Here is a 25,942-nt window from a genome sequence, read left to right on the forward strand (position 1 = left end):
TAGTTAGCCAACTTTTTTCCCGCTAGCGCTGGCTAGAAGATCAGTCATCGTTTGCCAACGAACTCCCACACTGACGGCAAGTCGCCGCGCCACTTTGGGGTGCGAAGGCTTGCATGGGTCGCTCGAACTCCGAGCGACCCAAGCCCTTTTGGTCAACGATCCGATTGGAGCTTTTCATGCCATACTCGATCAAACGCCGCACCCTTGCCGCGGCATTTCTCACATCGTTACTGCTGCCCGGCTGGTCATTCGCGGCCCCCTCGGAACCCGCCACAGCGAGCGAGGCGATGACCGCCAGCGATCTTGCGGCGGTCGCCAAACTCGCCCGTATCCGAAGCGACATCCAGCGTAGCGCAGCCGGTTGGCAGGCACGACTCACCAATGTGGCGCGCTTGTCGTTTAGCGCCAAACAGCGCATGACGGGGGTACCGGAGGGCAGTCACAACCTGCCCTCGTTCACCAATCCGGCATTCGAGCACCCGGGTGCCGCGGCATTGCCGGCACAATACGATTGGCGCAATGTCAGCGGACGCAACTATGTCTCCTCGATCAAAAATCAAGGGCAATGCGGCAGCTGCTGGGCCTTTGCCGTCACCGCCGCGCTGGAATCCAAGGCGATGATCAACAACAACGCCCCAGGCTCGAACCTCGACTTGTCGGAGCAGATCGTCTTGTCCTGCAGCAATGCCGGCAGTTGCGATGGCGGCTGGCCGGATCAGGCGTCCAAGTTCTTGGTCGGGACCGGCGATGCGAATGAGCGTTACTTCCGCTATACCGCCGCCGATACCGCTTGCAGCCAAGCGGCGGCGGGCTGGCGCAACGCCGCATATCGGCTGAAAAGCTGGAAATACGTCGTGAGCAATGCAACACCCAGTGTCAGCCTGCTGAAAAATGCGCTCTACTCGAGCGGACCGCTGGTGACCACCATGCGTGTCTATGAGGATTTTTACTACTACGACTCGGGCGTTTATCGCCATACTTCCGGCGACTATGTCGGCAATCACGCCATCGTGATCGTCGGTTGGGACGACAAGGCACAGGCCTTCATCGTCAAGAACAGTTGGGGAACCGACTGGGGCGAGAACGGCTTCTTCCTGATTAGCTATCAGGAGCTGAGCGGCGATACGCAATTCGGCGACCAGATGACCTTGGCCGACGGCCCGACCATCACGCCGTCGCAATTATCGCCGGCAGGCAGCTAGTCGCGCGACTCGCGCCAGCTCGGCGATGCCGGGCTGGCGCGGCATTCACCGCCCGTGCCAGACCTTATGCCTGGCGTCGCTCATAGAGGGCTTGTGCCAGCGTGCCGGGGTCGACATGTTCAAGCTCGCCGCCCACCGGCATACCGCGCGCAATACGGCTAACCTTGAGACCGCGCTGCTTCAAGAGCTCGCCGATCATGTGGGCGGTCACCTCGCCCTCGGCGGTGAAATTGGTGGCCAAGATCACCTCCTCGACCACGCCGTCCTGCGCGCGCAACAGCAGCTTATCCAGATTGGCTTCACGCGGGCCGAGGCCCTCTAGCGGCGAGATACGCCCCATCAGCACGAAATACAGACCGTCGAAGCAGCGTGCCTGCTCCAGCATCAACAGGTCGGCAGGCATTTCGACCACGCACAGCTGGCTTTGATTGCGCTCGCTATCGGCGCACAAGTTGCACAATGGCGTTTCGCTGAAGGTATTGCAGCGCTCGCAGTGCACTAGGCTACTCAACGCACGATCGAGCGCTCGGGCGAGCTTCTCCGCCCCTGCCTGTTCGCGCTGCAGCAGGTGAAAGGCCATGCGTTGGGCCGATTTCGGCCCAACGCCCGGCAGAACCTTTAACGCCGCGATCAAATGATCGAGCGAAGGCGGGTTTTTCATCAGAAGGGAAACTTCATGCCCGGCGGCAGGCTGAGGCCGGAGGTAAAGCCAGCCATTTTTTCCTGCGAGGTCGCCTCGGCTTTGCGCACCGCGTCGTTGACCGCGGCGGCGATCAGGTCTTCCAACATTTCCTTGTCGTCGGCAGCATCGGTCAGCAGGCTATCGTCGATCGCTACACGCTTGACGTCGTGCCCACAGGTCATGACCACCTTGACCATACCGGCGCCGGCTTGGCCTTCGACTTCGATGCTCGCCAGCTCTTCCTGCGCCTTCTTCATGTTTTCCTGCATTTGCTGCGCCTGCTTCATCAGGCCGGCCATACCGCCTTTTCCGAACATTGCTTACGACTCCTGCATGGGTTGAATGGTATCCGTGAGCAGCCTGGCGTCGAAATCGCGCACAAACTGCTGAACCACGGCATCGGTTTCCAGTGATTGCCGCGCCGTCGCCAATTGCTCCTGGCGATCGCGGGCGTCTTTCATCGCGGGGGTGTCGCCCCCAAGATCCTCGACGCTCACCGTGACAATGAGTGCGTCGCCGAATCGCTCGGCCAGCACGCTCTTGAGTTTTTCCTGGTAATCGCGCGCCGCCAGATGGCGAAAGCTGTCGGGCACCGCGAGCGCCAAATGACGGCCGTCGAACGACTTGAGCATGGCGTTTTGCGCCAGCATGCGTGCCGCCCCCATGCGCGGACCCAGTTCGCCGATCAGCGCGATCCAGTCGCCGTCGAACACGGCGAGTTCAGGCGCCGCAGCCGGTGGCTCGGGCACGTAATCGTCGTCGGTCGGCGGCATCACGCCCAAGGCCGTCGCTTCCTGTTCGTCATCCCACGGCGGCGTAGATTCTGTCTGTTGCACTGCGGGCACGGCAGGCGTTGCGGCGATCGCCCTAGCCGCCGGCACTGCAGGCTCGGGCTCGGGCGCGGGCTCGGATTCTGGCTCGGCAGGCGGCGGCGCATCCCGCTCGGCACGCACCGGACGACCACTCAATTGAGCCAGCAGATCCTTGGCCGCCGCGGCGCCATGCGAGCCGGTGCTTGCCGGCGGGCGCGGTGGCGGCGGCTTCGGCGCTCCGCCGGCAGCCGGCGTACTTTGCGCCGGCGCCGAACCGGTATCGACGGCCTGGCGAGGATGGAAAGCCAACATGCGCAGCAGCGTCATCGAGAAGCCGGCCAGTTCGTCCGGCGCCAACGCCAGATCTCGTCGGCCATGCAAGGCGATCTGGTAATAAAGTTGCACGTCTTCCGGCGCGACTCGCGCGGCGAGCTGCGCCAATGTTTCACGCTCCGGCTCGTCGTCGGCAATGGCATCCGGCACGGTCTGCATCAGCGCGACTTGGTGCCACAAGAGCGCCATTTCCGCCAGTGCACCGTCGAAACCGATGCTACGCTCGGCAAGGAGAGCCGCCTCGCTCATCAGCCGAGGGCCGTCCGCATCGGCCAAAGCCTCGGCCAGCTCGAACAGATAACGCCGGTCGACGGCGCCGAGCATCGCGCGCACCCCCTCCTCGCGCACTTCGCCAACGCCATAGGCGATGGCCTGGTCGAGCAGCGACAACGCGTCGCGCATCGAGCCCGATGCCGCGCGGCCCAGCAGCGACAACGACGCCGTATCGAAGGCCACACCCTCTTGCTCCAGCACATGCGCGAGATGGCCCGATATCTGTTGCGGCGTCATGTTGCGCAGATTGAACTGCAGGCAACGCGACAGCACCGTGACCGGCACCTTTTGCGGGTCGGTGGTCGCCAGGATGAACTTCACGTGCGCCGGCGGCTCCTCGAGCGTCTTGAGCATGGCGTTGAAGGCACTCTTCGACAGCATGTGCACTTCGTCGATGATGTATACCTTGAAGCGCCCCAGGCTCGGTGCGTACTGAGCGTTTTCCAGCACTTCGCGGATGTTGTCGATGCCGGTATTGGACGCAGCATCGATTTCCAACAAGTCGACGAAACGGCCGGCATCGATCTGGCGGCAAGCGGCGCATTCGCCGCACGGCTCGGCCCCGACGCCCAGTTCGCAATTCAGGCTCTTGGCCAGAATACGGGCGATGGTGGTTTTACCCACCCCGCGCGTGCCGGTCAGCAGGTAGGCATGATGCAGCCGCGCGTCGGTCAGCGCGTTCTTTAGCGCGCGCACCACGTGCTCCTGGCCGACCAGGTCGGCGAAGCGCTTGGGCCGCCACTTACGGGCTAGAACTTGATAGGTCATGGAGGCGGATTCTAATGGCAATTGACCGGGATGGCGAAATCTTTCTCCGGGAAATCAGTTCGGCGTCTGGCCATACGCCGACGCCAGATACCGCGACTTGATCTCGCGGGCGATCTCCTGCGCCACCTTGGCGTAGAGCGTACTCTTGTTGTAGCGGGTAATGACGTAGAAGTTGTTAAGTCCCAGCCAGTATTGCGTGACGCCGGGCGCCACCTCTAGCGGCACCAGCACCGCACGCACATCGCGCGCGAGCGGCACCTGCGGGCGGATGCCCATCTCGGCCAGTTCCGCCGCCGTGTAGTGCAGGTTGAACTTATCGGCCGACAGCGCGTCAACCTCCGGCCCCGGCGCCACGTCGGCCGGAATGACGGTGTCGTCGCCATGTATCCAGCCATGCAGGTGGAAGTAGTTGGCCACGCTGCCGATTGCGTCGTCGGCATTGTTCCAGATGTCTCGATGGCCGCTGCTGTCGAAATCCACCGCCCACTTACGGAAGCTCGACGGCATGAACTGCGGCCAGCCCATCGCACCGGCATACGACCCCTTGAAGGTCATCGGGTCGAGCCGCTCCTCGTGGGCCAACAGCAGCAGTTCGGTCAATTCGTTACGGAAGTAATCGGCGCGACGAGGGTAATCGAAGCCCAGCGTCGACAGCGCATCGACCACGCGGAAGCTGCCGGTGTTGCGACCATAGTGGGTCTCGATACCGAGGATCGCCACGATCACCTCCGGCTCGACGCCGTAGACCTTCTCGGCACGTTCGAGCGCCTCCCGGTGCGCCGTCCAGAAGGCGACGCCATCGTTGAGCAGTTTTTCGTTGAAGAAGTTGGCGCGAAATTGGTACCAGGGTCGCGAGGTGGATGGGCGATCCATGATTTCGATAATGCGCGGCTTAACGTCGACATTGGCGAACACGGCCTCGAGCTCGGGGCGCGAAAACTGGCCGGTCGCCACCTTCTCGTCGATATACCGTTGCACGTCAGGTCGGGCGAGGAAGGCGGCGTCGGCCTGGGCCAACAGCGGCGTGGCGGCGAACAGCGCCGCCAATATCGTTTTTTTCATGACATCCATTCTTTTAAAGCCTGTTTACGATCTTTTGTGGACTGCGCCGGCCTGGCAGCGCATCGCGGTTATTCGCCGTATGACAGCGCATTCGACACCAGTCGGGCGGTGATGTCGACAATCGGAATCACACGTTCGTAGGCCATGCGCGTCGGGCCGATCACGCCAAGCGTGCCGACCACCTGACCGTTGATGCGGTAAGGGGCGGTGACAACGCTGCATTCGTCGAGCGTGATGACGCCGGATTCGTCGCCAATGTATAGGCTGACGCCCTGCGCCCCACGACTTTGATTGAGCAGACCGAGCAACTCCGTCTTGTGCTCGAAGACATCGAACAGCTCGCGCAACCGAGTCATGTTCTCCGACAGATCGCGCACATGCAGCAGATTATTGCCGCCACTGATCATCACCGACTCGGCAGATGACCGTATCGATTGCCGGCCAAAATCGATGGCGGCCGACATCAGCTCGGTGATATCGCGCTTAATGCCGGCCAACTCGGTCTCCAGACGATGGGCAATGCCTATCATCCCCTGCCCGGCGTAGTGCTGGTTGAGGAAATTGCCGGCTTCGACCAGTTCGCCCGGCGCGTAGTCGCGCGCGGTCTGCAACAAGTGGTTCTGCACATCGCCATCGAGCGTGACCAGAATCAACAGTACGCGCCGCTCGGACAGGCGCAGGAACTCCACTTGGCGAAATGCGACGTCCGAGCGTTGCGGCGTCAGCACCACACCGGCGAAATGGGTCAGTTCGGATAACAGGGACGAAGCGGCATGCACCAAGCGCTGCGGACTGTCCGGCTGCAAGCCGGACTCCAGCTCGCGAACCGCGTCGCTCTCCAGCGGCGACACCGTGAGCAGCCGATCGACGAACAGCCGATAGCCGCGCGAGGTCGGGATACGGCCAGCCGAAGTGTGCGGCGCAGCGACCAGCCCCATGGCTTCGAGGTCGGACAGCATATTGCGGATGGACGCCGAGGACAGGTCGAGGCCGCTGGCCATGGCCAGCGTGCGCGAGCCGACCGGCTGGCCGTCCGCGATGTAAAGCTCGACCAGGGTCTTGAGCAGACGTTCCGAACGTTGATTGAGCATGCTTTGCATTCTGGCACAACCCTCCGCGCAACAACAGTACCGCCCTCGCCAAGCCGGCGCCGCAGTGATTTTGTACAATATCAAGTGACAACGCCGTTTTGATTATGTACACTATCAATTGTGCCGGACAAGTCAGTTGCCGAAAGGGAAAAAAGCTTACCGGTTGAATAGTTATGTGGAGACGACACTGAAATTGGCAAGTCCTCGCCAGATTCATTTGTCTACCCTCCTCATTATGCGATAATCCGGCCCTTAAGAGCCTGTACAGGCTCGAACGACATTCACACATATTGGAGATAGCATGGCGGAGCGTACCGAAGACAAGAGCCGCGCCCTGGCGGCCGCCCTTGCGCAGATCGAAAAGCAGTTCGGCAAAGGGTCGATCATGCGCATGAGCGACAACCAGATCACGGAGAATCTGCAGGTGATCTCCACCGGTTCGCTGGGCTTGGATCTGGCGCTTGGCGTCGGCGGCCTGCCGCGCGGCCGGGTCGTCGAGATTTACGGGCCGGAGTCCTCCGGTAAGACAACGCTGTGCTTGCAGGTGGTGGCCGAGGCACAGAAGCTCGGCGGCACATGCGCCTATATCGATGCCGAAAACGCGCTCGATCCGGTCTATGCCCAGAAGCTCGGCGTCAAGGTCGAAGATCTGCTGATCTCTCAGCCGGACACCGGCGAACAGGCGCTGGAAATCTGCGACATGCTGGTGCGTTCCAGCGGCGTCGACGTCATCGTGGTCGACTCGGTGGCCGCGCTGGTGCCGAAGGCGGAAATCGAAGGCGAAATGGGCGACTCGCACGTCGGCCTGCAGGCCCGGCTGATGTCGCAGGCGCTGCGCAAGCTGACCGGTAACATCAAGCGCACCAACACCCTGGTGATCTTCATCAACCAGATCCGCATGAAGATCGGCGTGATGTTCGGCAATCCAGAAACCACCACCGGCGGTAACGCGCTCAAATTCTACGCCTCGGTGCGCCTGGACATTCGCCGGATCGGCAGCATCAAGAAAGGCGAGGAAGTCGTCGGTAACGAGACCCGCGTCAAAGTCGTCAAGAACAAGGTGTCCCCGCCGTTCAGGCAAGCCGAGTTCGACATCCTTTACGGCGAGGGCATCTCGCGCGAAGGGGAAATCATCGAGATGGGCGTGCAGCACGGCTTCATCGAGAAGTCCGGCGCCTGGTACAGCCATAACGGCCAGAAGATCGGTCAGGGCAAGGACAATGTGCGCGAATTCCTCAAGGAAAATTCGGCCATTGCCAAGGAAGTGGAGCGCAAGGTGCGTGAAACCGTCGGCGTAAACGTCGCCATCACGGAAGACGGCGGCGATCCGGAAACGCTGGAAGACAGCGTTCTCTAAGGCATGGAAAAAAGCTTGATGGCGCGAGCCATCGACTTGTTGTCGCGGCGCGAATATTCGCGCCGCGAACTCACTCAACGACTACGCCCGCACGCCCAGTCGCCCGAAGAGCTTGCTCAGGTGCTCGACCAGTTGGCCGAGCGCACCTGGCAATCAGATCAGCGATTCGCCGAGCAGTTCTCCCGCAGCCGGGCCGGCAAATACGGCAGCCTGCGTCTACGCCAACACCTGCGCGAAAAAGGGGTCAGCGGCGAATTGATCGACGAAGCGCTGTCGAGCCAGGACGATCTGGCCACCGCCCGCGCCGTCTGGCAGCGCAAGTTCGGCACCCTCCCCGACTCCCCGCAAGATAAGGCGCGCCAAGCGCGCTTTCTCGCCGCGCGAGGTTTTCCGCCGGAAATCATCCGTAAAATTCTCGCCGGTCGCCTCGACGACAACGAATAAACCGACGCGCGGCTTGCCAGCAAGCCCCGGCCTTGCGAAACTATGGCCATTACATTCAAGGCAAATATGGCGGACAAATACCGCACTAGCCCAAGCCTAATACAGACAGATCTATGAAAACAGCTGAAATTCGCCAGAAATTTCTGGACTTCTTTGCTTCCAAAGGTCACCAGGTGGTGTCCTCCAGCTCGCTGGTGCCGGGCAACGACCCGACGCTGCTTTTCACCAATGCCGGCATGAATCAGTTCAAGGACGTGTTCCTCGGCTTCGAAAAACGTCCATACAACCGGGCGACTTCTTCGCAAAAGTGCGTGCGGGCAGGCGGCAAGCACAACGATTTGGAAAACGTCGGCTACACCGCCCGCCACCACACTTTCTTCGAAATGCTGGGCAACTTCAGCTTCGGCGACTATTTCAAGCGCGATGCGATCCACTTCGCCTGGGAGTTCCTGACCAGCCCGCAATGGCTGGCCATCCCCAAGGACAAGCTGATGGTCACCGTCTACGCCAGCGATGACGAAGCGTTCGAAATCTGGGCACGCGAAATCGGCGTACCGGAACAAAAGATCGTCCGCATCGGCGACAACAAAGGCGCGCCCTACGCTTCCGACAACTTCTGGCAGATGGGCGACACCGGCCCGTGCGGCCCGTGTACCGAGATTTTCTACGACCACGGCGATCATATCTGGGGCGGCCCTCCGGGAAGCCCGGAAGAAGATGGCGACCGCTTTATCGAAATCTGGAATTGCGTGTTCATGCAATTCAACCGCGATGAAAGCGGCACCATGCACCCGCTGCCGAAACCCTCCGTCGACACCGGTATGGGGCTGGAGCGTATTTCCGCCGTGATGCAGCATGTGCACGCCAACTACGAAATCGACCTGTTCCAGAATTTGATTGCCGCCGCCGCGCGCGAAACCGGCGTGCCGTTCAGTCAAGAGACGCCCTCGCTCAAGGTCATCGCCGACCACATCCGCGCGGTATCTTTTCTGATCGCCGACGGCGTACTGCCGTCCAACGACGGTCGTGGCTACGTACTGCGCCGTATCATCAGACGCGCCATTCGCCACGGTTACAAACTGGGTCAAAAAGGCCTGTTCCTGCATCGACTGGTCGCCGACCTGGTCGAACAGATGGGCGCCGCCTTCCCGGAACTCGCCGTGCACCAGGCCGAGATCGAGGATGCGCTGCGCCAGGAGGAGCAACGCTTCGCCGAAACCCTGGATAACGGCATGGCCTTGCTGGAAGAAGCGTTGTCCGGCGGCAAACAGCGCCTGGAAGGCAACACGCTGTTCAAGTTGTATGACACATTCGGCTTCCCGGTCGACCTAACCGCCGACATCTGCCGCGAGCGCGGCATCGAGGCCGACCTCGACGGCTTCGAGCGCGAGATGGAAGCCCAGCGTGCTCGTGCCCGCGCCGCATCCAGCTTCAAGATGGCCGGCAACGTCGACTACAGCGGCGAAGACACACTATTCAACGGCTACGAAAAAGCCAGCGTCGATGCCACGGTACTGGCGCTTTACAAGGGCCAGGAACAGGTCGAGACGCTTGACGCCGGCGACGAAGGTATCGTCGTTCTCGACAAGACGCCGTTCTATGCCGAAGGCGGTGGCCAGATCGGCGACCGGGGAGAGCTCTCGATTGCCGGCGGCGTCGGCGCCTTGTTCGATGTCGTCGACACGCAAAAGATTCAGGCGGCTGTATTCGGCCACAAAGGCCGGCTGGTCAAGGGCTCGCTGAAAGTGGGCGACCAAGTGGCCGCCACCATCGATCTGCACCAGCGGCAGGCCACGGCGCGTAACCACTCGGCGACCCACTTGCTGCACGCCGCGCTGCGCCACGTTCTGGGCAACCATGTCGCCCAGAAGGGCTCGCTGGTCAACGCCGAGCGCACCCGTTTCGACTTCGCCCACACTGAAGCGGTCAGTACCGAACAGATGGTAGAGATCGAGCGCGTGGTTAACCATGTGATTGCCGCCAACTATCCGATCAGCGCGACCACCATGTCCTACGACGACGCCATCCGCGCCGGCGCCATGGCGCTGTTCGGCGAGAAGTACGGCGACGAAGTTCGCGTACTGAAGATGGGCGAGTTCTCCACCGAACTGTGCGGCGGCACCCACGTCGCCCGCACCGGCGATATCGGCCTGTTCAAACTCGTTGCCGAAAGCGGGGTCGCAGCCGGCGTACGCCGCATCGAAGCCCTGACCGGCGAAGGCGCCCTGGCCCATATCCAGGCTCAGGACGCCCTGCTGCGGGATCTGGCGTTGCGGTTGAAGGCCCAGCAAAGCGATGAGATCGTTCAGCGCGTGACGACACTGCAAGACCAGATGAAATCGCTCGACAAGGAACTGGCCCAACTGAAGCAGAAGCTGGCGGCCAATGCCGGTGAAGCGCTGGTCGAACAGGCGCAGGACATCAAGGGCGTCAAAGTTCTGGCAGCGGAACTGCCGGGGGCCGACAGCAACGCGCTGCGCGAAACCCTGGACAAGCTGAAGGACAAGCTGCGCTCGGCTGCCATCGTGCTGGCATCCGTCCAGGACGGCAAGGTGTCGCTGGTGGCCGGCGTTACCGCCGATCTGACCAGCCGACTCAAGGCCGGCGAATTGGTCAACAGCGTCGCACAGCAAGTCGGCGGCAAGGGCGGGGGCCGTCCGGACATGGCCCAGGCAGGCGGTACCGACCCGACACAGCTGCCGCAAGCGCTCGCAGGCGTCGCCAACTGGGTCGCTGCCAAGCTCTGACCGTAGACCGCCCGTACACCAGTACGGGCTTCTTTCACCCCGCGCAGCTGCGAAATGGCCATAGCCGTTTCAGCAGCTGCGGGTAAGAAAACATATAATGTTCTTACGGCCTCGATCGATGATTCACTACCCAGCCGGAAAGAAATGATCATGCGCTTGTTCTGGCGATGTCTGTTGCCGATGCTTCTGCTGCTCAGCCTACCCGTTTGGGCGGATCGCGTGGCAACCAACGAGCTGATGGTGGTCACCGAGGAGTGGGCCCCGTACCAATACACCACCGCCGACGGCGCGGTATCAGGCCCTAACGTCGCAATGGTTCAAGCCATCCTGGCCGAAGCCAAATTTCAAACGCCGATCAAGATCGTCCCCTGGGCCCGCGCCTTCTTCATGGGCAAAAACCGGCCGAATACGCTGATCTTCAGCCTGTCGCGCAGCAAGGAACGCGAGAACCAATTTATCTGGATCGGCGAACTGATGCGACGCGACGACTGGTTCTATCGCGCCACCGGGCACGATAGCATCGCGCCGACCAAGCTTAGCGCTATCAAGTCTTGCTGCACTGTCTGCGTCGTACGCAAGGACATCGTCGAAGACGACCTGCAAAAACTCGGCTTCCAACCAGATCGGCATTACATCACCGCCGACAGTTTCGCCGACTGCATGCGACTGGTACAAACAGGCACCGTGCCCTTGCTGGTCAACTCGCCGGCGGGCCTGGCTCAGGAATTGAAACAGCAGCGCGACAACCGGGCCGGCTTCCAAAAGGTGATGCCCTTGCCTGGCGCGGGCCAGGAACCACTCTACCTGGCGGCCAGCATCGGCACATCGGCGACCACGGTTGCCCGCCTGCAAGCGGCAATCAAAACCCTGCAGCAAAACGGCACACTGGAACAAACCCGGCGCCTCTTCTTGGAACACAGCAAGCCGTAATTCGCCATCCGCCTCTCCCCCTAGCGGCCTTGTATGACACGGCCGCTACGTCTTTTTCCCCCTCCCCAGTGCAAACTTGCCATTTTAAACCTATTATGTGCATCATTTTAAATATTTTCTTATTGGCAGTTATGCCGAATGCGGCTCAATCGGTTCGAACGGAACAGGAATGCTCATGGGAAACACCAGTGACTATCAATCCGCACAACTCACCGTGCTGCAGGAAATCGTCTCTCCGGCCCCGCTGGTGGCGCTGTTACTTTTATTACTCGCCTCGGTAGGCGGTGTCGGCCTACGACTATGGCGCACACAACGGCGACGCCAAGCACAAGCCGAACGAGAGGCGTCGGCTTCGAAATCCAGCCTGCAGGCATTGATCAGTCACGAGGTACGCACGCCGCTCACCGCCATTGCCCGGCTAATCGAACTGTCGCTCGAAGACAAGGCGGACGAAAGCAGTCGCCGCGCGCTACAGCGCGCGGCATGGCATGCAACGACCTCGTTGCAGGTATTGTTGGACGACTTGATCACGCAAAGTCGGCTAGACCACAACCAGCTCAATCTGCACCCGGTGCCCTGCGAGCTGGCGGGCTTTCTCGAGGAAATCCGCCAGATCTACCGCCCCATCGTCGAGAGCCGACAACTGGCATTGCAGTTCGAGACCCATCTACAAGTGCCGGTGGTCATCATCGATCCGCTGCGTTTTCGTCAGATTTTGCAGAACCTGCTGGCCAATGCGGTCAAGTATACCCACGAGGGTGGTATTTCCCTTTACGTGGCAACCGAAGCGGCCCAAGCCGGCCAATGCCGGATACACGTCGAGTTGCGCGATAGCGGCATCGGTATGCCCCCCGCTTTGCGCGCGGAATTGGATCAGCCGTTCCAACCCGCTGGGGAAAGCCGGCGCCAGCAATATGGCGGACACGGGCTGGGGCTTTTTCTCTGCCGCCAACTGATCCGGAAGATGCGGGGTGAAATGCGGGTAGACAGCCAGCCGGGCGATGGCACCACCATCCAACTGAATTTCACCGTGGCGGTCGGCAAGCTGGATGAGCGAGTCCCCTGCACCGTGCCGACCGAATGCCTAACCGGGTTGAACATTCTGCTGGTCGAGGACGAGTTGGCAAACCGCACGCTGCTAGAACGCGACCTGGCCCAACTGGGCATTAGCGTCACCTCGTGCGCGGATGGCGTGGAAGCTTTACGCTTATGGATCAAACAGCCGTTCGACGTCGTATTGGTCGACTGGCATCTTCCGGGCATGAACGGCCCGGCGATGGCACGGATCATCCGCCGCATCGAACGCCGCCGCGCCAGCGCGCATCAAACCATCATCGGCATGACCACCGGCAGCGCACAGATCCGCACCGGCGTACTGTTCGATGCAGGACTAGAAAAGCCCGTACTGCCGCAAGTACTGACACAGACTTTACGACGCTGCCTGCCCGATCCTTCCAACCGGGAACCGCTGAATCTGCAGGTGCTGCGGAAATTGATCCGCGGCGATGCAGTGTTCGGCCGGCAATTCCTGGGCGCCGCCCGCGAGAGCGTGCAAGCCGATCTGCTTGTGCTATGCAAAGGCTATGCCGCACCGGACACCACCCTGCTGGCGGAAACGCTGCACCACCTGCAAGGTGTCACCCGGCTGATGTGCAACGACCTGATCACGGCTCGCTGCATTGCACTGGAAAAAGCGGTACTGGAACAGGACAGCGCTCGTATCAAGGCGCTACTCCCGCACGTCAAACAGGACCTGCGCACTGTCTGCCTAGCCCTGCAGACCTGCCCGCATGCCTTGTCGGAAACATCCCCTGCCGAACCTCAGACCAACAAATCGTAACCCAGCTTGAGGATCAGCCCCCCCGTCAAGCAGAGGAATAATTTGCGCACGAAGACGGTGCCTTGCCGAATGGCCAACCAGCTTCCCGCCACGGCGCCTAGAATATTGCAAACCCCCATCGGGAGTGCATAGCGATATAACACATGCTGCGCCGGAATGAAAAATACCAAGGCGGCGATATTGGTCGCCAGGTTGACCAGCTTGGCCGATGCCGAGGCATGAATGAAATCGAAGCCGTAATAGCGGATAAACAGAAAAATCAGGAAGCTACCCGTGCCAGGCCCAAACAACCCATCGTAAAATCCGATCCCGGCGCCGAACAACAGCGCCATGGCTTTTTCGCGCGTACCAATGTCGCGCGGCACATGCAAGGCGCCAAAGTCCTTCTTCTGCAGGGTATACCATCCGATGAGCAGCATCAGCACCAGCACCAGGGGGCGAAGCAGGTTTTTCGGTACCAGCGAAACGGCAGCGGCGCCGACAAAGGCCATGGCGAAAGCGGCGCAAGCCGCGGGCAAGATCACCGCCCAAGGCAAACGTACGCGCTTTAGATAACTTCGGGCGGCAAACGAGGTTCCCAGCGCCGACACCAGTTTGTTGCTGCCAAGCAAATTGACCGGTAACTCGCGCGGCAGCAAAGTAAAGATCGCGGGAATCTGCACCAGCCCCCCGCCGCCAACGGCGGAATCGATCAGGCCGGCACTAAAGGCAAACAAGCACAACAAAGACAACGTCAACATGGCGCACTCCAAAGCAATGCCGACAGCTTAGCGTGTTCCACCCCCTTCATGTTGCAACTTCATATTGCAAAAAATGCAATAATATAAAATTCTTCAGCGAGAGGCGCGGCATGAAATCGCTCTGGAACATCAAGGCATTCTGTATGGTGGTAGAGCGCAAAAGCTTCGTGATCGCCGCGCGCGCGTTGGGGGTATCCCCCAGCGCAGTCACCCGTGCGGTGCAAGCGTTGGAAAATGAACTCAACACCCTACTGCTGGCCCGTTCGTCGCGCCAATTCAGCCTGACGCCCGCCGGGGAACTGTACTTCGAATCGGCACGACAAATCCTGCACATCCAAGATGCGGCCGACGAAGAGCTATCGCGCTTGCGCGCCACGCCGCGAGGCTGGCTGCGTCTGGCCGCACCGCAGATTCTTTCGTGCCGCATCCTACCGGAGGTGCTGACAGAACTGACCTTGCACTACCCGGAGTTGCGCTTCGACATCCGCTACAGCGACACCACGCTGGACCCCGTACAGGAGCAATTGGATTTGGTCATTCGGGGTGCATTTCCCATAGACAGCGAGCTGATCGGGTACCCGCTCTGGCATTACCGTCGACACCTATATGCCAGCCCAGGCTATTTGACACGCCACGGCCAGCCAGCAAACCCGGAGGCGCTAAACGAGCATGTCATCCTGATGCACACCGCGCCGCGCATCCTGCGCGCGTGGAATTTCGTCGGCAATGGGCGAGAAATTACCCTCAACATGCGGGCCAGCCACCGACTCGACAACGGCTTGGCTCTCTTGGCCGCGGTAGAGGCAGGCCTGGGTATTGCGCGCCTGTCCGACTGGCTGGCCGAGCCGCTGGTGGCACAGGGGCGCCTCTGCCGGGTATGCGGCGAGTTTCGCCTGGTCTCCGCGCGCGGCGAAGATCCGCAGATGCATGCGGTCGCGGCACAACGCCGTCTGCCGGCCCGCACCCGACTACTGATCGACACCTTGATCGCCCACCGCCCGATACGGCCGAATTGATCAGACCCAACAAGTCTCCGGCGACTGACTAGCCAAAAATGCCGCCATACGCGGCAGCCCCTTGACCAGCGGCCACCACACACAGCGCTGCTCGCGCGCCAGCCGGATCAAGGAACCGGCCCGAATTTCCTCGCCCAAGCCCAGTGCCAGACAGGCCAGTAGCCCCGGACAGCAGTAGCGAGTCCTGGCCTCTCCCAGCCAACGAGACAGTAATTCAGACGCCTCACCCGGTTGTTGGCATATCGCGCCAACCCACTGCTGCATGATGGCTTCCGGCAAATTGTCGGGGGCCGCCTGGATGGCGCTGCCCGCATGCAGATGCGCCTGGTCGTGGCAACCCAATTCGGCCATCACCAAAGCGTGCACAGCCTGGAATAATGGCGCCGGCTGCCCCTGCTCCAGCTGCTCCAGCGCGAAGTCATGCGCCTCCTCATACCGCCCCATGACATACAGCACCCACAACTTCAACAGCCACGCCGGCGCCAGCCCCGCATCGCGCGCCAGGCTAGCTTGCAGCATATCGAGCGCGCCGTCGTACTCGCTACGCGCGATATGATGCAGCGCGTGGTAGCAACAAACCTCCGCCGATGCACCGGGCTGGCCTTGCGCTTGGTGCAGCAAGCTGATGGCCACGGATTCGTTATCGCCGGATAGCCGCGTCAGCCAAGCCATCACGCTCAGCGCGGTGGCATGGTTGGGCGCCAAGCTGAGCGCCTTCTCGAGCGACCGCCGCGCATCGCTGAAAGCGCGCACCGGCCAGACAGCGCCTTGCATGGCCAGCGCCAGCGATGTTTCGGCCATGGCAACCAGCGAGGGGACATGCAATGGATCCTGCATCAGGCCCATCTGCAGATACTGCTGCGCCATGCTCAAGTCGCCATGCTCTCGTCGGCGCAGACTACGCCTTGCCATCACATGGGACACCATCACCTCGCCATCGGCCGGCCTGACCGGTTCGCTGCTCGGCTGCGGCAGCCGCGATAAAATACGCTCGGCAATCGCGTCCATCTGCTGGCTCCACATCTCGTTCGTGCCGGGCTGGAATGTCTCGCGAAACAGCAGGCTTTGTCCAAGCGCATCGACAAGTTCAATGGTCAAAAGACGCTGGTCGCCGTCCTGACAGAATTCGCCGGTCAGGTAGCAATCGAGCTCCAGTTGCCGACACAGCACCAACAAGTCATCCGGCAAACTCTGCCAGCGCGTCAATACGGCGGGAACCATCGATATGCCCGCATGCAGGCGACTGCTAATCGCATCCATCAGTCGCGCGTGCAGCAATTGCGCCTCATTGCGCTCCCCATCGCAAAACGGCAGGATGGCAAGCTTGCACCCCTGGGCCTGGTTACGTTGCCGCTGCACCGGCGTCACCGCCTTACAAAAACGATATCCTTTGCCGTACACGGTTTCGATGAACCGGTTGTTTTTGGATTCTCGCAGCAGACGGCGTAGCGAATAGATGCAGCGCGTCAGCGATTCGTCGCCGACCAGATTGTCGCCCCAGACCTTATCGATGATGAAATTCTTGTGCACCAAATTGCCCTTGCTCTCCAGCAAGGTGATCAAGACCTGCAATTCTTTGGGCGGAATAGAAACATCCTGGCCATGGAAGCTCATCGCACCATTCGCATGCAGTACAAAATCGTCGAATAAATAATCATGAGTCAATACATGATCCCTGTTCATCGTTCACTTCCACCCAAGAATAAAGATTTTGATCGGATCTGCTCTGCCTTCTGCCAGAACATTCATCTAGGGCAATAATGAAGAGATTGGTAAGAATCACATATCGGATGACTCTGAAAGCCATGGTCACGACTGTCAGAATGGCAATGGGCCCGAAACATGGCACAGGTAGATAATGCCGGGCACAATTCGTCTGGACGACCGTCGTTTGAAGGACGGCGTGGTTATATACCTGAAAAGCCCATCCAACCCGTCAATGCTTGGCCATTCATATTTGACGTCTCGTCTGGTAAATAATCATCAAACAACACTGCAATAGTGCGTTCATGATTGAAGATATGACGCAACCATTGAGGAACATAGGTAAAATCAGATGTCGACTTGACGGAAATTCCTATGAATCTGACTCGATTCAGTGACTATGCGTTACGCGTGTTGATTTACAGCGCCACCGATCCAACTCGGTTGTTCACCATCGCCGAAATTGCCAGTGGCTACGGTATATCGGAGAACCACTTAATGAAGGTGGTCCATCGCTTGGCAGTGCTCGGCTTGTTGGAAACGGTTCGAGGCAAAAATGGCGGCCTGCGCCTGGCGCGACCAGCTTCGCAGATCAATCTGGGCGAGATCTTGCGCCAGACCGAGCAAGGACAACCGCTAGTAGAGTGCTTTGAAGGCGGCACAGGCCAGTGCCGCATCGCACCGGTCTGCCAACTGAAGCCGATGCTGCAAGAGGCTGAAGAGGCTTTTTACGCAGTGCTCGACCGCTATACGTTGGCGGATATGCTCGGCAATCGTTCTGCGATCATCCGCTTACTGCCGATCGAACAGCGCGCATCGCACAACTAACGCCCCACCTGTGGGATTAAAACCCCGAAAAGCAAAAATCCCAGTCTTTCGACTGGGATTTTGTATTGGGTGGCTCCCCGAGCAGGGCTCGAACCTGCGACCTGCGGATTAACAGTCCGTCGCTCTACCAACTGAGCTATCAGGGAATTGCCTGAGAGACGCGTATCTTACTGACCCACATCCCTCATGTCAAGCCCCTTTTGATCGGGGCCTGCCGTTTTACTGCTGATCGGGGCGCGTCTCCACCTGTTGCAATGGCGCGGCTTCCGACGAGGCCGGCGCAGTCTGACGCAGCGCGTCACGACGGCGCAAACGACTGGCCGAATCATCTTCCGGTTGCTCTACGACCGCCGGGGCACTGGCGGCCCGGGTGTTGACCATGACCAGTTGACCAAGATCGACCGGTGTAGGCTCGGCTGCCTCGTGCGTCGCCTCGACCGCGGCGACAACGGGCTCGATCGCAACCACCGCTTCGGAGGCGACAATCGCCTCGACCCGTGTCGACGGCATAAACGCCACCTCCGACTTAGGCTCGACCACCGATTCGGCAACAACCTGCTCGGCGACTACCGGCTCGGCTACGACCGGTGCGGCTACGACCGGCTCGGCAACGATCGGTGCGGCAATGACCGGCTCGGCAACGACCGGTGCGGCAACGACCGGTGCGGCAACGACCGGTGCGGCAATGACCGGCTCGGCAACGACCGGTGCGGCAATGACCGGCTCGGCAACGACCGGTGCGGCGACAACCGGCTCGGCCACGACTTCCGGAACCGGACTCAGGGGCAATGGCTTCTCATGCGAAACCGCCTCTTCCCGCACCTCGGCAGCGGCATCTTCTGCAGCCGATTCGGTGCTCGCGCTCGGTTCGGAGGACTGCTCGGCACTTTGCTCGGCGTTATCGCGACGACGGCCACGACTACGACGGCGACGGCCGCGTTCGGCGCGCTCTCCGGACTCCGCCGTCTCGGCGGCTGCTTGATTCACGCCATCGACCTCGACAGGCTTAACAGTTTCGATCTGCTCCTCGTCCACCGGCAACGGCTGACGGCGACGCGACGGCACATCCTGCTGACGCGGCTGACGCTCTGCGCGCGGCGGCGCGTCGTTCACGGCCTCCTCGCGGTTTTCGCGAGGCTCGCGCTCGCGCCGCGCACGCGGCTCGCTACGCTCCTGCCCTTGACGCTCATTGCGCTCCGGACGTTCGGTGCGCTCCTGCCGTTCGTTACGTTCCGGACGCTCAGTGCGTTCCTGCCGTTCGTTGCGCTCCGTACGTTCGCCGCGATCGGAACGTTCGTTGCGATCCTGACGCTCGGCACGCTCCTGGCGCCCCGGTCGGCCCTCTACCTGCTGCGGCCCACTGCGACGACGGTTGCCATCCTCACCCGATTGCGCGCGACGGTCATCGCGAGCCGGTTGCTCGCGGCGGCCCTGTGCGGCTGCGGGACGACGATCGCCGCCACGACGCGGCGGACGCTGTGCTTCGCGCACCTGCGGCGATTTTTTGGCCGGAGCGGCCGGCGCAGCTTCCTCGCTGGCCAGCAAGCCCTTGAACCAGCCACCCAAACGAGCCAGCAGACCCGGTTCGGCGGCGATGGCGCGTTCGCTCGTGCGTGCGGCGGACTGCGGCGCCGGCTGCTGCGGCGTAATGCCCTTGACGGCCGCTTCTTGGCGTTCGACCTTCGGTTTTTCTTGGCCGAAGTTGGTGACAATGTCTTCTTCCTGGACTTCGACGCGGCTATAGCTCGGCGCATCGCCCAGTTCGGTCAGGTCGTCGTGACGCAGACGAACGATCTTGTAATGCGGCGTTTCCAGGTAGATGTTCGGGATCAACACCACGCTGACGTCCAGGCGCTCTTCGATCATGTGGATCTCGGCGCGCTTCTCGTTCAGCAGGAACGTAGCGACGTCCACCGGCACTTGGGCATGCACGGCACCGGTGTTTTCCTTCATCGCCTCTTCTTGGATGATGCGGAGGATGTGCAGGGCCGAGGATTCGGTGCCGCGGATAAAGCCGATACCATGGCAACGCGGGCACGGCTGATGGCTAGTTTCGCCCAGCGACGGTTGCAAGCGCTGACGAGACAGCTCAAGCAGGCCGAAGCGCGACAGTTTGCCCATCTGAACACGAGCGCGGTCATGCTTGAGCACTTCGCGCAGGCGGTTTTCGACATCGCGCTGGTTCTTGGCGCTTTCCATATCGATGAAATCGATGACGATCAACCCGCCCAGGTCGCGCAAACGCAATTGGCGAGCGATTTCTTCGGCGGCTTCGAGGTTGGTCTTGAACGCGGTTTCCTCGATGTCGGCACCCTTGGTGGCGCGCGCCGAGTTCACGTCGACCGATACCAGCGCCTCGGTGTGATCGATGACGATGGCGCCGCCCGACGGCAGCTGCACACTGCGAGAAAAAGCGGTTTCGATCTGGTGTTCGATCTGGAAACGGGAGAACAGCGGCACCTGATCCTTATACAACTTCACACGGCTCAGGGTATTGGGCATGACGTGGCTGATGAACTGGCGGGCCTGGTCATGAATTTCGTCGGTATCGATCAGGATTTCGCCAATATCGGCGTGGTAGTAGTCGCGAATGGCGCGAATCACCAGGCTGCTTTCCTGCAAGATCAGGAACGGCGCGCTCTGAGCCCCGGCGGCGCCCTCGATGGCACGCCACAATTGCAGCAGGTAGCCCATGTCCCATTGCAGCTCTTCGAAGCTGCGGCCGATACCGGCGGTACGGGCGATCAGACTCATGCCCTGAGGCGCTTCCAGTTGGCCGAGCAGATCCTTCAACTCCTGGCGCTCTTCACCCTCGATGCGGCGGGAAACGCCGCCACCGCGCGGATTATTGGGCATCAACACCAAATAGCGGCCGGCCAGACTGATATAGGTGGTCAGCGCCGCGCCCTTGTTGCCGCGTTCGTCCTTCTCCACCTGGACGATGACTTCCATGCCTTCGCGCAGCACATCCTGGATGCGCGGACGACCGCCATCGTAGTTCTGGAAATAGGCGCGGGAGACTTCCTTGAAAGGCAGGAAACCATGGCGTTCGGTGCCATAATCGACAAAGCAGGCTTCCAGCGAGGGCTCGATTCGAGTAATCACGCCCTTGTAGACGTTCCCTTTGCGTTGCTCCTTGCCGACCGTTTCGATATCGAGATCGATGAGCTTCTGCCCATCGACAATCGCAACGCGCAGCTCTTCAGCTTGCGTTGCGTTAAATAACATCCGTTTCATTTTATTTTCCTTGCGCGGCACTCACGCAAGGCACAGCAAGTATTTGACGGCCCAGTGGCTAAAATGGGCGCTTTCCGAAAGAAGTGTTTGTATAAAGAACAAAGTAAATCAATATATCAAGCCGACTTCCTGAAGTACGTCACACGGACGATGCATAGTTTTCTATCGCGCGCCGATCCGTCCTGCGTGGACCTTTCGACGGCATGCCGCCCGTGCCGGGTCAAACTTTGCTATGGCAACCCCTGACTGGCTTATGCATCAGGAGATGGAATACTGGTGAGTGCGCTATGTGTCCAAATGCATTACCATCGCTGCTTTTCGGTGAGCGAGTTAACCTCGGCTGCATGTGCAGATAGCGGCGTCAGGTCAGGGCCATCGCCCTGCCGGCCGGATCGCTGCACAGCAGCAGCGTCTTTGAGCGGACACCGCTCGCGACCTTGCTCTGCAGGTTTCGCCGTGACCATTTTTTTGGTCAAGCGCAGGAAGTATAAGCAAAATGACTGATATTCGCAAAGATTCCGTTTCCTTCCATCAAGTCGGCGAAGAAGCGGCTGGACAACGGATCGACAACTACTTGGTACGCCTGCTTAAAGGGGTGCCGAAAAGCCATATCTACCGCATTCTCCGCTCCGGCGAAGTACGCGTGAATAAGGGGCGCGCCGACGCCTCGCGCCGCCTAGAGGCCGGCGACACCTTGCGCATTCCACCGATTCGCTTGGCCGAGCGCGGCGAGAGCGTGGTACCGGGCGCCACCTTCCCCGTCGTCTACGAGGACGACGCCATGCTGGTCATCGACAAACCCGCCGGCGTGGCCGTGCACGGTGGCAGCGGCGTCTCGTTCGGCGTCATCGAACAATTGCGCCGCGGACACCCGGAATACCGTTACCTGGAGCTGGTACACCGGCTCGACCGCGAGACTTCCGGACTCTTGATGCTGGCCAAGAAGCGTTCTGCGCTGGTCAAATTGCACGATATGATGCGCGAGAACGTGCCCGATAAGCGCTACCTGGCGCTAGGCGTCGGCCACTGGAACGCACAGACCAAGCACGTCAAGCTGCCGCTCTACAAATTCACCACGGCCGACGGCGAACGCATGGTCAAGGTCGCGGAAGATGGCCTCACCGCCCACACGATCTTCAATATCGAGCGACGCTTTCGCGACTTCACCCTGGTCGAAGCCCGGCTGCGCACCGGCCGCACGCATCAGATCCGCGTGCACATGGCCGCCAATGGCTGCCCGATCGCCGGCGACGAGAAGTACGGCGACTTCGCACTCAACAAGACCCTGGCCAAGCGCGGGCTGAAACGCATGTTCTTGCACGCCTGGCGCCTGAGCCTGCCTCACCCGCTGACCGGTGCGCCGCTGGAACTGTCGGCGACGCTGCCACCCGAACTGCAACGTTTCCTGGACATATTGCAAAACGATGAGCCAAACGTTTGATTTGATCGTCTTCGATTGGGACGGCACGCTGATGGACTCCACCGCGCACATCGCGCGCGCCATTCAAGAAGCCTGCGCCGAACTCGGCCTGACGGTACCGGATGCGCGCCAGGCGCGCGCGGTCATCGGGCTAAGCCTGGCCGAGGCGCTGTCGGCCGCCTGCCCCGACCTGCCCTCCTCGCGCTACCCGGAGATGATCGCCGCCTATCGCAAGCACTTCTTCGTCGGCGACGAAGAGATCGACCTGTTCGAAGGCGTACCCGAGGCATTGAGCGAGCTGTCGGGCGGCCGCGCGCTACTCGCGGTCGCCACCGGCAAGAGCCGACGCGGCCTGGAACGCGCGCTCGCGGCCACCAACCTGGTGCCGGTATTCGCCGCCACGCGCACCCAGGATGACTGCCCGTCCAAACCGCACCCGGCCATGCTGCTGGAACTGATGGCGCAACTGGGCGCCGAACCCGCACGCACGCTGATGATCGGCGACACCACCCACGATCTGCTGATGGCCGAAGCCGCCGGCACGCATGCCGCCGGGGTTCTGAGCGGCGCGCATTCGCGCGACGAATTGGCGAGCTGCCCCAACCTTGGCCTGTTCGAAGACTTCGGAGCGCTCTACGCATGGCTGAAGACCCGAACTGCCTGATCTGCGCATCGGATGCCGTGCTCGAGCGGGGCACGGCTTTTCGTTTCGAGATTCCGGCAGAACCGCGCAACCTGCCGGCCTTCGTCATCCGCTACCAAGGCAAGGTGTACGGCTACATCAACGCCTGCCGTCACATGCCGGTGCAACTGGACTGGCGCGAGGGCGAAGTTTTCGACCTGAGCGGCCATTTTCTGATCTGCAGCTTGCACGGCGCACGCTATCTGCCCGACAGTGGCTTGTGCATCGGCGGCCCATGCAGGGGACAGCGGCTTTTGCCACTTACAACCAAAGAGGCGAACGGGATGATATATTATGTCAAACCAATCACAGCCCCCGTCCGCCCCAACCCGGAGTCCACTGAGTGAGCGATCAAAACTGGGAACGCACCTTGCTTGAACAATTGGCCGGCGCCGCGCTGGTCGAACAGCGGCGCGCCCGCCGCTGGAAAATCTTCTTCCGCCTCTCCTGGCTGTTACTATTCGCCGCCATCGCCGCCTCCATTTTCTGGCGTGGCGAGGACAAATCGGTCTCGCGCCTGACCGGCACCGGTCACGCCGCTATTTTGCGACTGGATGGCGAAATCAGCAGCGAGAACGACACCGCCGAGAAAATGATCCAGGGACTCGCCGACGCCTACGCCGACAAGGGCACGCGCGGCATCATCCTGCGCGCCAACAGCCCTGGCGGCAGCCCGGTACTGTCCGGCATGGTCTACGACGAGATCCGTCGCCAGAAAAAACTGCATCCGAGCATTCCGGTCGTCGTCGTCGTCGAGGAGATGTGCGCCTCGGGTTGCTACTATATTGCCAGTGCGGCCGATAAGATCTTCGTCGACAAAGCCAGCGTCGTCGGCTCGATCGGCGTACTGTCCGATGGTTTCGGTTTCACCGGCCTGATGGATAAGCTCGGCATCGACCGACGGCTGAAGACCTCCGGCGAGAACAAGGCCATGGGGGATCCCTTCTCTCCGGTCAATCCGAAGCAGGAGGTCGTCCGCCAGCAATTGCTCGACGACATCCACGCCCAATTCATCAAGGCGGTACGCGATGGCCGAGGCGCGCGACTGAAGGAAACGCCCGACATGTTCAGCGGCCTGATCTGGCTTGGAGAGAAGAGCATCCCGCTCGGCCTGGCCGATGGCTACGGCACCGTGGCATCGGTGGCGCTGAGCGAATTGAAGACCGATCAGACCGAGGATTTCACGCCGACCGACGATCTGGGCAGCCGTGTGGCACGCCGTTTCGGGGTAGCGTTCGGCACCGGACTCAAGAGCTTGTTCGACCCCCGGTTGTTCTGAGGACACGCATCAAAAAAGGAAAGCGCTATGGCCCGCAAACTGCCCGACGATCACGATAACCACGAACGCTGGCTGGTTTCCTATGCCGACTTCATTACCCTGCTGTTTGCCTTCTTCGTGGTGATGTATGCGATCTCCTCGCTCAACGAAGGTAAATATCGCGTGCTGTCCACTTCGCTGGTCAACGCTTTCCGCTCCGGCACCAACATCTCGATGAGCAACACCCCGCCCAGCGGCTCTGCGAATACCTTGATACAGGTACCGGAAACCAAGCCGATCGCCAAGGCGGTGCAAAGCAACGCCCTGCTTCGGGAGCAGGCCAAGCTCGGCAGCCTGGCGGCCGATATGCGTCGCGTGCTGGAGCCGCTGGTCAAGGGCGGCCAGGTGAAAATCTCTCAGACGACCAAGGGTATCGAGATCGAAATCAAGGACAGTGCGCTGTTTCAAACAGGACAGGCCCAACCTTCGACCAGTTCGATCCAGGTCATGACACAGCTCGCCGCGCTGTTGACCCGGGTAGACAACTCGGTGAGCGTCGAGGGTTTCACCGACAATGTGCCGATCAAGACCGCCAACTTCCCATCCAACTGGGAGTTGTCCGCCGCACGGGCGGGTAGCGTCGTGCGCCTGTTCCAGGAAAACGGCGTGATGCCGCAACGCTTGGTGGCCGTCGGCCGTGCCGAGAACATGCCGGTGGCCGATAACGGCAGCAGCGATGGCCGAGCGCGCAACCGCCGCGTCTCGATCACGGTGTTGACCAATGACGTTTCGTCGACGCCGGGACAGTCGCTGCCGGTCGAACAGATGAAAGCACTACAGGACTTCGCGGCAGCCTCGGCCCCACAGGCGACGACGCCGACTGCGCAATAAGACAACCTCGCGGACAACGGGAGACCCCGCATGACGACCCCCATCGGAAAATCGGCCCTGGATCAGCTGTTTTACAATGCGCGCACGCACAGCCACTGGCAAAAGCGCCCGGTTCCGGAAGCCTTGCTGCACCAATTGTTCGAGCTGCTCAAGCAGTGCCCGACTAGCGCAAATTGCTCTCCGGCCCGCTTTATCTTCATCACCAGCAGCGAGGCCAAGGCCCGGCTATTGCCATGCTTGGCCGAGGGTAATCTGGAGAAAACCCAAGAGGCACCGATCACCGTCATCGTCGGCATGGATCTGGCCTTCCATCAGCATCTGCCGCGTCTATTCCCCCATGCCGACGCGCAAAGCTGGTTCAACGGCCACGACGAATTGATCCGCTCGACCGCATTCCGCAACAGTTCGCTGCAAGGCGCCTATCTGATCATGGCCGCGCGCTCGCTGGGTCTGGATTGTGGACCGATGTCCGGCTTCGATGCCGCGCTGATCGACGCCGAGTTTTTCCCGCAGAGCAGCGTACGCACCAACTTCCTGATCAACCTCGGCTACGGCGAAGCAAGTCGACTCTACGGCCGCTCGCCGCGTTTCGAGTTCAACGAAGTCTGCCAGATCCTGTAAAATC

General features: G+C 60.9%; 22 protein-coding genes and 1 tRNA gene. 14 read left to right on the top strand and 9 right to left on the bottom strand.

The features are described from left to right. Positions 1–176 precede the first annotated feature (176 nt). The gene (locus DFP86_RS02745; protein ID WP_166642123.1) at positions 177–1,202 is read left to right on the top strand and encodes a C1 family peptidase; all 1,026 of its coding nucleotides are present in this window, start codon (positions 177–179) and stop codon (positions 1,200–1,202) included. 64 nt (positions 1,203–1,266) lie between these two features. Here DFP86_RS02745 and recR read toward each other — a convergent pair whose 3' ends face one another. The 5 genes from recR to hrcA form a co-directional block, all read right to left on the bottom strand. Further along, the gene (gene recR, locus DFP86_RS02750) at positions 1,267–1,863 is read right to left on the bottom strand and encodes a recombination mediator RecR (RefSeq protein WP_133678478.1); all 597 of its coding nucleotides are present in this window, start codon (positions 1,861–1,863) and stop codon (positions 1,267–1,269) included. Continuing rightward, positions 1,863–2,201, bottom strand: coding sequence for a YbaB/EbfC family nucleoid-associated protein (locus DFP86_RS02755; RefSeq protein WP_133678479.1), 339 nt, complete (start codon positions 2,199–2,201; stop codon positions 1,863–1,865). Before DFP86_RS02755 ends, recR begins: the two co-directional genes overlap by 1 nt. A 3-nt stretch (positions 2,202–2,204) precedes the next feature. Next, positions 2,205–4,070, bottom strand: a complete 1,866-nt coding sequence (gene dnaX, locus DFP86_RS02760; protein WP_133678480.1) for a DNA polymerase III subunit gamma/tau — start codon at positions 4,068–4,070, stop codon at positions 2,205–2,207. A 54-nt stretch (positions 4,071–4,124) separates the two neighbouring features. Next, on the bottom strand, positions 4,125–5,132 hold the full coding sequence (mltB, locus tag DFP86_RS02765) for a lytic murein transglycosylase B (protein ID WP_133678481.1): 1,008 nt from the start codon (positions 5,130–5,132) through the stop codon (positions 4,125–4,127). 68 nt (positions 5,133–5,200) lie between these two features. Further along, entirely contained in the window at positions 5,201–6,223 is a 1,023-nt protein-coding gene (gene hrcA, locus DFP86_RS02770) for a heat-inducible transcriptional repressor HrcA (protein ID WP_133678482.1), read from the bottom strand. Between the two features lie 301 nt (positions 6,224–6,524). Between hrcA and recA the strand changes: the two genes are divergently transcribed. The 5 genes from recA to DFP86_RS02795 all read left to right on the top strand — a co-directional run bounded on the left by recA (position 6,525) and on the right by DFP86_RS02795 (position 13,541). Beyond that, positions 6,525–7,580, top strand: a complete 1,056-nt coding sequence (gene recA / locus DFP86_RS02775; protein ID WP_133678483.1) for a recombinase RecA — start codon at positions 6,525–6,527, stop codon at positions 7,578–7,580. A gap of 18 nt (positions 7,581–7,598) precedes the next feature. Further along, positions 7,599–8,024: a recombination regulator RecX gene (gene recX / locus DFP86_RS02780; protein WP_243729287.1), complete on the top strand. Its 426-nt coding sequence runs from the start codon at positions 7,599–7,601 to the stop codon at positions 8,022–8,024. A 113-nt stretch (positions 8,025–8,137) separates the two neighbouring features. Then, positions 8,138–10,771, top strand: coding sequence for an alanine--tRNA ligase (gene alaS / locus DFP86_RS02785; RefSeq protein ID WP_133678485.1), 2,634 nt, complete (start codon positions 8,138–8,140; stop codon positions 10,769–10,771). A gap of 150 nt (positions 10,772–10,921) precedes the next feature. Continuing rightward, entirely contained in the window at positions 10,922–11,701 is a 780-nt protein-coding gene (locus DFP86_RS02790; RefSeq protein WP_166642124.1) for a substrate-binding periplasmic protein, read from the top strand. A gap of 175 nt (positions 11,702–11,876) precedes the next feature. Further along, positions 11,877–13,541 (top strand): hybrid sensor histidine kinase/response regulator, encoded by a 1,665-nt coding sequence (locus DFP86_RS02795; RefSeq protein ID WP_166642125.1) that lies wholly within the window; start codon positions 11,877–11,879, stop codon positions 13,539–13,541. Here the strand turns inward: DFP86_RS02795 and DFP86_RS02800 are convergent. Beyond that, a complete protein-coding gene (locus DFP86_RS02800) occupies positions 13,523–14,281 on the bottom strand; it encodes a sulfite exporter TauE/SafE family protein (RefSeq protein WP_133678488.1) in 759 nt (252 codons plus the stop codon). The two genes, DFP86_RS02795 and DFP86_RS02800, sit on opposite strands and share 19 nt — an antisense overlap. Before the next feature lie 110 nt (positions 14,282–14,391). Here DFP86_RS02800 and DFP86_RS02805 point away from each other — a divergent pair, with 110 nt between their 5' ends. Continuing rightward, entirely contained in the window at positions 14,392–15,297 is a 906-nt protein-coding gene (locus DFP86_RS02805; RefSeq protein ID WP_133678489.1) for a LysR family transcriptional regulator, read from the top strand. On the opposite strand, the gene DFP86_RS02810 is transcribed toward DFP86_RS02805, so the two are convergent. Beyond that, positions 15,298–16,980, bottom strand: coding sequence for a winged helix-turn-helix domain-containing protein (locus DFP86_RS02810; protein WP_133678490.1), 1,683 nt, complete (start codon positions 16,978–16,980; stop codon positions 15,298–15,300). A gap of 396 nt (positions 16,981–17,376) precedes the next feature. Between DFP86_RS02810 and DFP86_RS02815 the strand changes: the two genes are divergently transcribed. Then, a complete protein-coding gene (locus DFP86_RS02815; RefSeq protein ID WP_133678491.1) occupies positions 17,377–17,829 on the top strand; it encodes an RrF2 family transcriptional regulator in 453 nt (150 codons plus the stop codon). A gap of 70 nt (positions 17,830–17,899) precedes the next feature. On the opposite strand, the gene DFP86_RS02820 is transcribed toward DFP86_RS02815, so the two are convergent. Further along, positions 17,900–17,975, bottom strand: a tRNA-Asn gene (locus DFP86_RS02820). Positions 17,976–18,048: 73 nt separating this feature from the next. Continuing rightward, a complete protein-coding gene (locus DFP86_RS02825; protein ID WP_133678492.1) occupies positions 18,049–21,066 on the bottom strand; it encodes an Rne/Rng family ribonuclease in 3,018 nt (1,005 codons plus the stop codon). A 496-nt stretch (positions 21,067–21,562) separates the two neighbouring features. Between DFP86_RS02825 and DFP86_RS02830 the strand changes: the two genes are divergently transcribed. The 6 genes from DFP86_RS02830 to DFP86_RS02855 are packed head-to-tail and all read left to right on the top strand — an operon-like array spanning position 21,563 to position 25,938. Next, complete coding sequence (locus DFP86_RS02830; RefSeq protein WP_133678493.1) at positions 21,563–22,507, top strand: RluA family pseudouridine synthase; 945 nt, start codon at positions 21,563–21,565, stop codon at positions 22,505–22,507. Further along, positions 22,491–23,150, top strand: a complete 660-nt coding sequence (locus tag DFP86_RS02835) for an HAD-IA family hydrolase (RefSeq protein WP_133678494.1) — start codon at positions 22,491–22,493, stop codon at positions 23,148–23,150. The genes DFP86_RS02830 and DFP86_RS02835 overlap by 17 nt, the downstream gene beginning before the upstream one ends. Further along, entirely contained in the window at positions 23,126–23,515 is a 390-nt protein-coding gene (locus DFP86_RS02840; RefSeq protein WP_133678495.1) for a Rieske (2Fe-2S) protein, read from the top strand. The genes DFP86_RS02835 and DFP86_RS02840 overlap by 25 nt, the downstream gene beginning before the upstream one ends. Next, positions 23,512–24,447, top strand: coding sequence for a S49 family peptidase (locus DFP86_RS02845; protein ID WP_133678496.1), 936 nt, complete (start codon positions 23,512–23,514; stop codon positions 24,445–24,447). The genes DFP86_RS02840 and DFP86_RS02845 overlap by 4 nt, the downstream gene beginning before the upstream one ends. A 27-nt stretch (positions 24,448–24,474) precedes the next feature. Further along, entirely contained in the window at positions 24,475–25,317 is an 843-nt protein-coding gene (gene motD / locus DFP86_RS02850) for a flagellar motor protein MotD (RefSeq protein ID WP_133678497.1), read from the top strand. 30 nt (positions 25,318–25,347) lie between these two features. Continuing rightward, positions 25,348–25,938 carry a malonic semialdehyde reductase gene (locus tag DFP86_RS02855; RefSeq protein WP_133678498.1) on the top strand — a complete coding sequence of 197 codons (591 nt, stop codon included), beginning with the start codon at positions 25,348–25,350 and terminating at the stop codon, positions 25,936–25,938. Positions 25,939–25,942: the final 4 nt, after the last annotated feature.

The sequence above is a fragment of the Paludibacterium purpuratum genome, assembly GCF_004363805.1.
GTDB lineage: Bacteria > Pseudomonadota > Gammaproteobacteria > Burkholderiales > Chromobacteriaceae > Paludibacterium > Paludibacterium purpuratum.

Excerpts from the sequence above, each read along its gene's own strand:
- DFP86_RS02745 (WP_166642123.1), top strand. The coding sequence starts at position 177 with ATGCCATACTCGATCAAACGCCGCACCCTTGCCGCGGCATTTCTCACA.
- recR (WP_133678478.1), bottom strand. The coding sequence starts at position 1,863 with ATGAAAAACCCGCCTTCGCTCGATCATTTGATCGCGGCGTTAAAGGTT.
- DFP86_RS02755 (WP_133678479.1), bottom strand. The coding sequence starts at position 2,201 with ATGTTCGGAAAAGGCGGTATGGCCGGCCTGATGAAGCAGGCGCAGCAA.
- dnaX (WP_133678480.1), bottom strand. The coding sequence starts at position 4,070 with ATGACCTATCAAGTTCTAGCCCGTAAGTGGCGGCCCAAGCGCTTCGCC.
- mltB (WP_133678481.1), bottom strand. The coding sequence starts at position 5,132 with ATGAAAAAAACGATATTGGCGGCGCTGTTCGCCGCCACGCCGCTGTTG.
- hrcA (WP_133678482.1), bottom strand. The coding sequence starts at position 6,223 with ATGCTCAATCAACGTTCGGAACGTCTGCTCAAGACCCTGGTCGAGCTT.
- recA (WP_133678483.1), top strand. The coding sequence starts at position 6,525 with ATGGCGGAGCGTACCGAAGACAAGAGCCGCGCCCTGGCGGCCGCCCTT.
- recX (WP_243729287.1), top strand. The coding sequence starts at position 7,599 with ATGGCGCGAGCCATCGACTTGTTGTCGCGGCGCGAATATTCGCGCCGC.
- alaS (WP_133678485.1), top strand. The coding sequence starts at position 8,138 with ATGAAAACAGCTGAAATTCGCCAGAAATTTCTGGACTTCTTTGCTTCC.
- DFP86_RS02790 (WP_166642124.1), top strand. The coding sequence starts at position 10,922 with ATGCGCTTGTTCTGGCGATGTCTGTTGCCGATGCTTCTGCTGCTCAGC.
- DFP86_RS02795 (WP_166642125.1), top strand. The coding sequence starts at position 11,877 with ATGGGAAACACCAGTGACTATCAATCCGCACAACTCACCGTGCTGCAG.
- DFP86_RS02800 (WP_133678488.1), bottom strand. The coding sequence starts at position 14,281 with ATGTTGACGTTGTCTTTGTTGTGCTTGTTTGCCTTTAGTGCCGGCCTG.
- DFP86_RS02805 (WP_133678489.1), top strand. The coding sequence starts at position 14,392 with ATGAAATCGCTCTGGAACATCAAGGCATTCTGTATGGTGGTAGAGCGC.
- DFP86_RS02810 (WP_133678490.1), bottom strand. The coding sequence starts at position 16,980 with ATGAACAGGGATCATGTATTGACTCATGATTATTTATTCGACGATTTT.
- DFP86_RS02815 (WP_133678491.1), top strand. The coding sequence starts at position 17,377 with ATGAATCTGACTCGATTCAGTGACTATGCGTTACGCGTGTTGATTTAC.
- DFP86_RS02825 (WP_133678492.1), bottom strand. The coding sequence starts at position 21,066 with ATGAAACGGATGTTATTTAACGCAACGCAAGCTGAAGAGCTGCGCGTT.
- DFP86_RS02830 (WP_133678493.1), top strand. The coding sequence starts at position 21,563 with ATGACTGATATTCGCAAAGATTCCGTTTCCTTCCATCAAGTCGGCGAA.
- DFP86_RS02835 (WP_133678494.1), top strand. The coding sequence starts at position 22,491 with ATGAGCCAAACGTTTGATTTGATCGTCTTCGATTGGGACGGCACGCTG.
- DFP86_RS02840 (WP_133678495.1), top strand. The coding sequence starts at position 23,126 with ATGGCTGAAGACCCGAACTGCCTGATCTGCGCATCGGATGCCGTGCTC.
- motD (WP_133678497.1), top strand. The coding sequence starts at position 24,475 with ATGGCCCGCAAACTGCCCGACGATCACGATAACCACGAACGCTGGCTG.
- DFP86_RS02855 (WP_133678498.1), top strand. The coding sequence starts at position 25,348 with ATGACGACCCCCATCGGAAAATCGGCCCTGGATCAGCTGTTTTACAAT.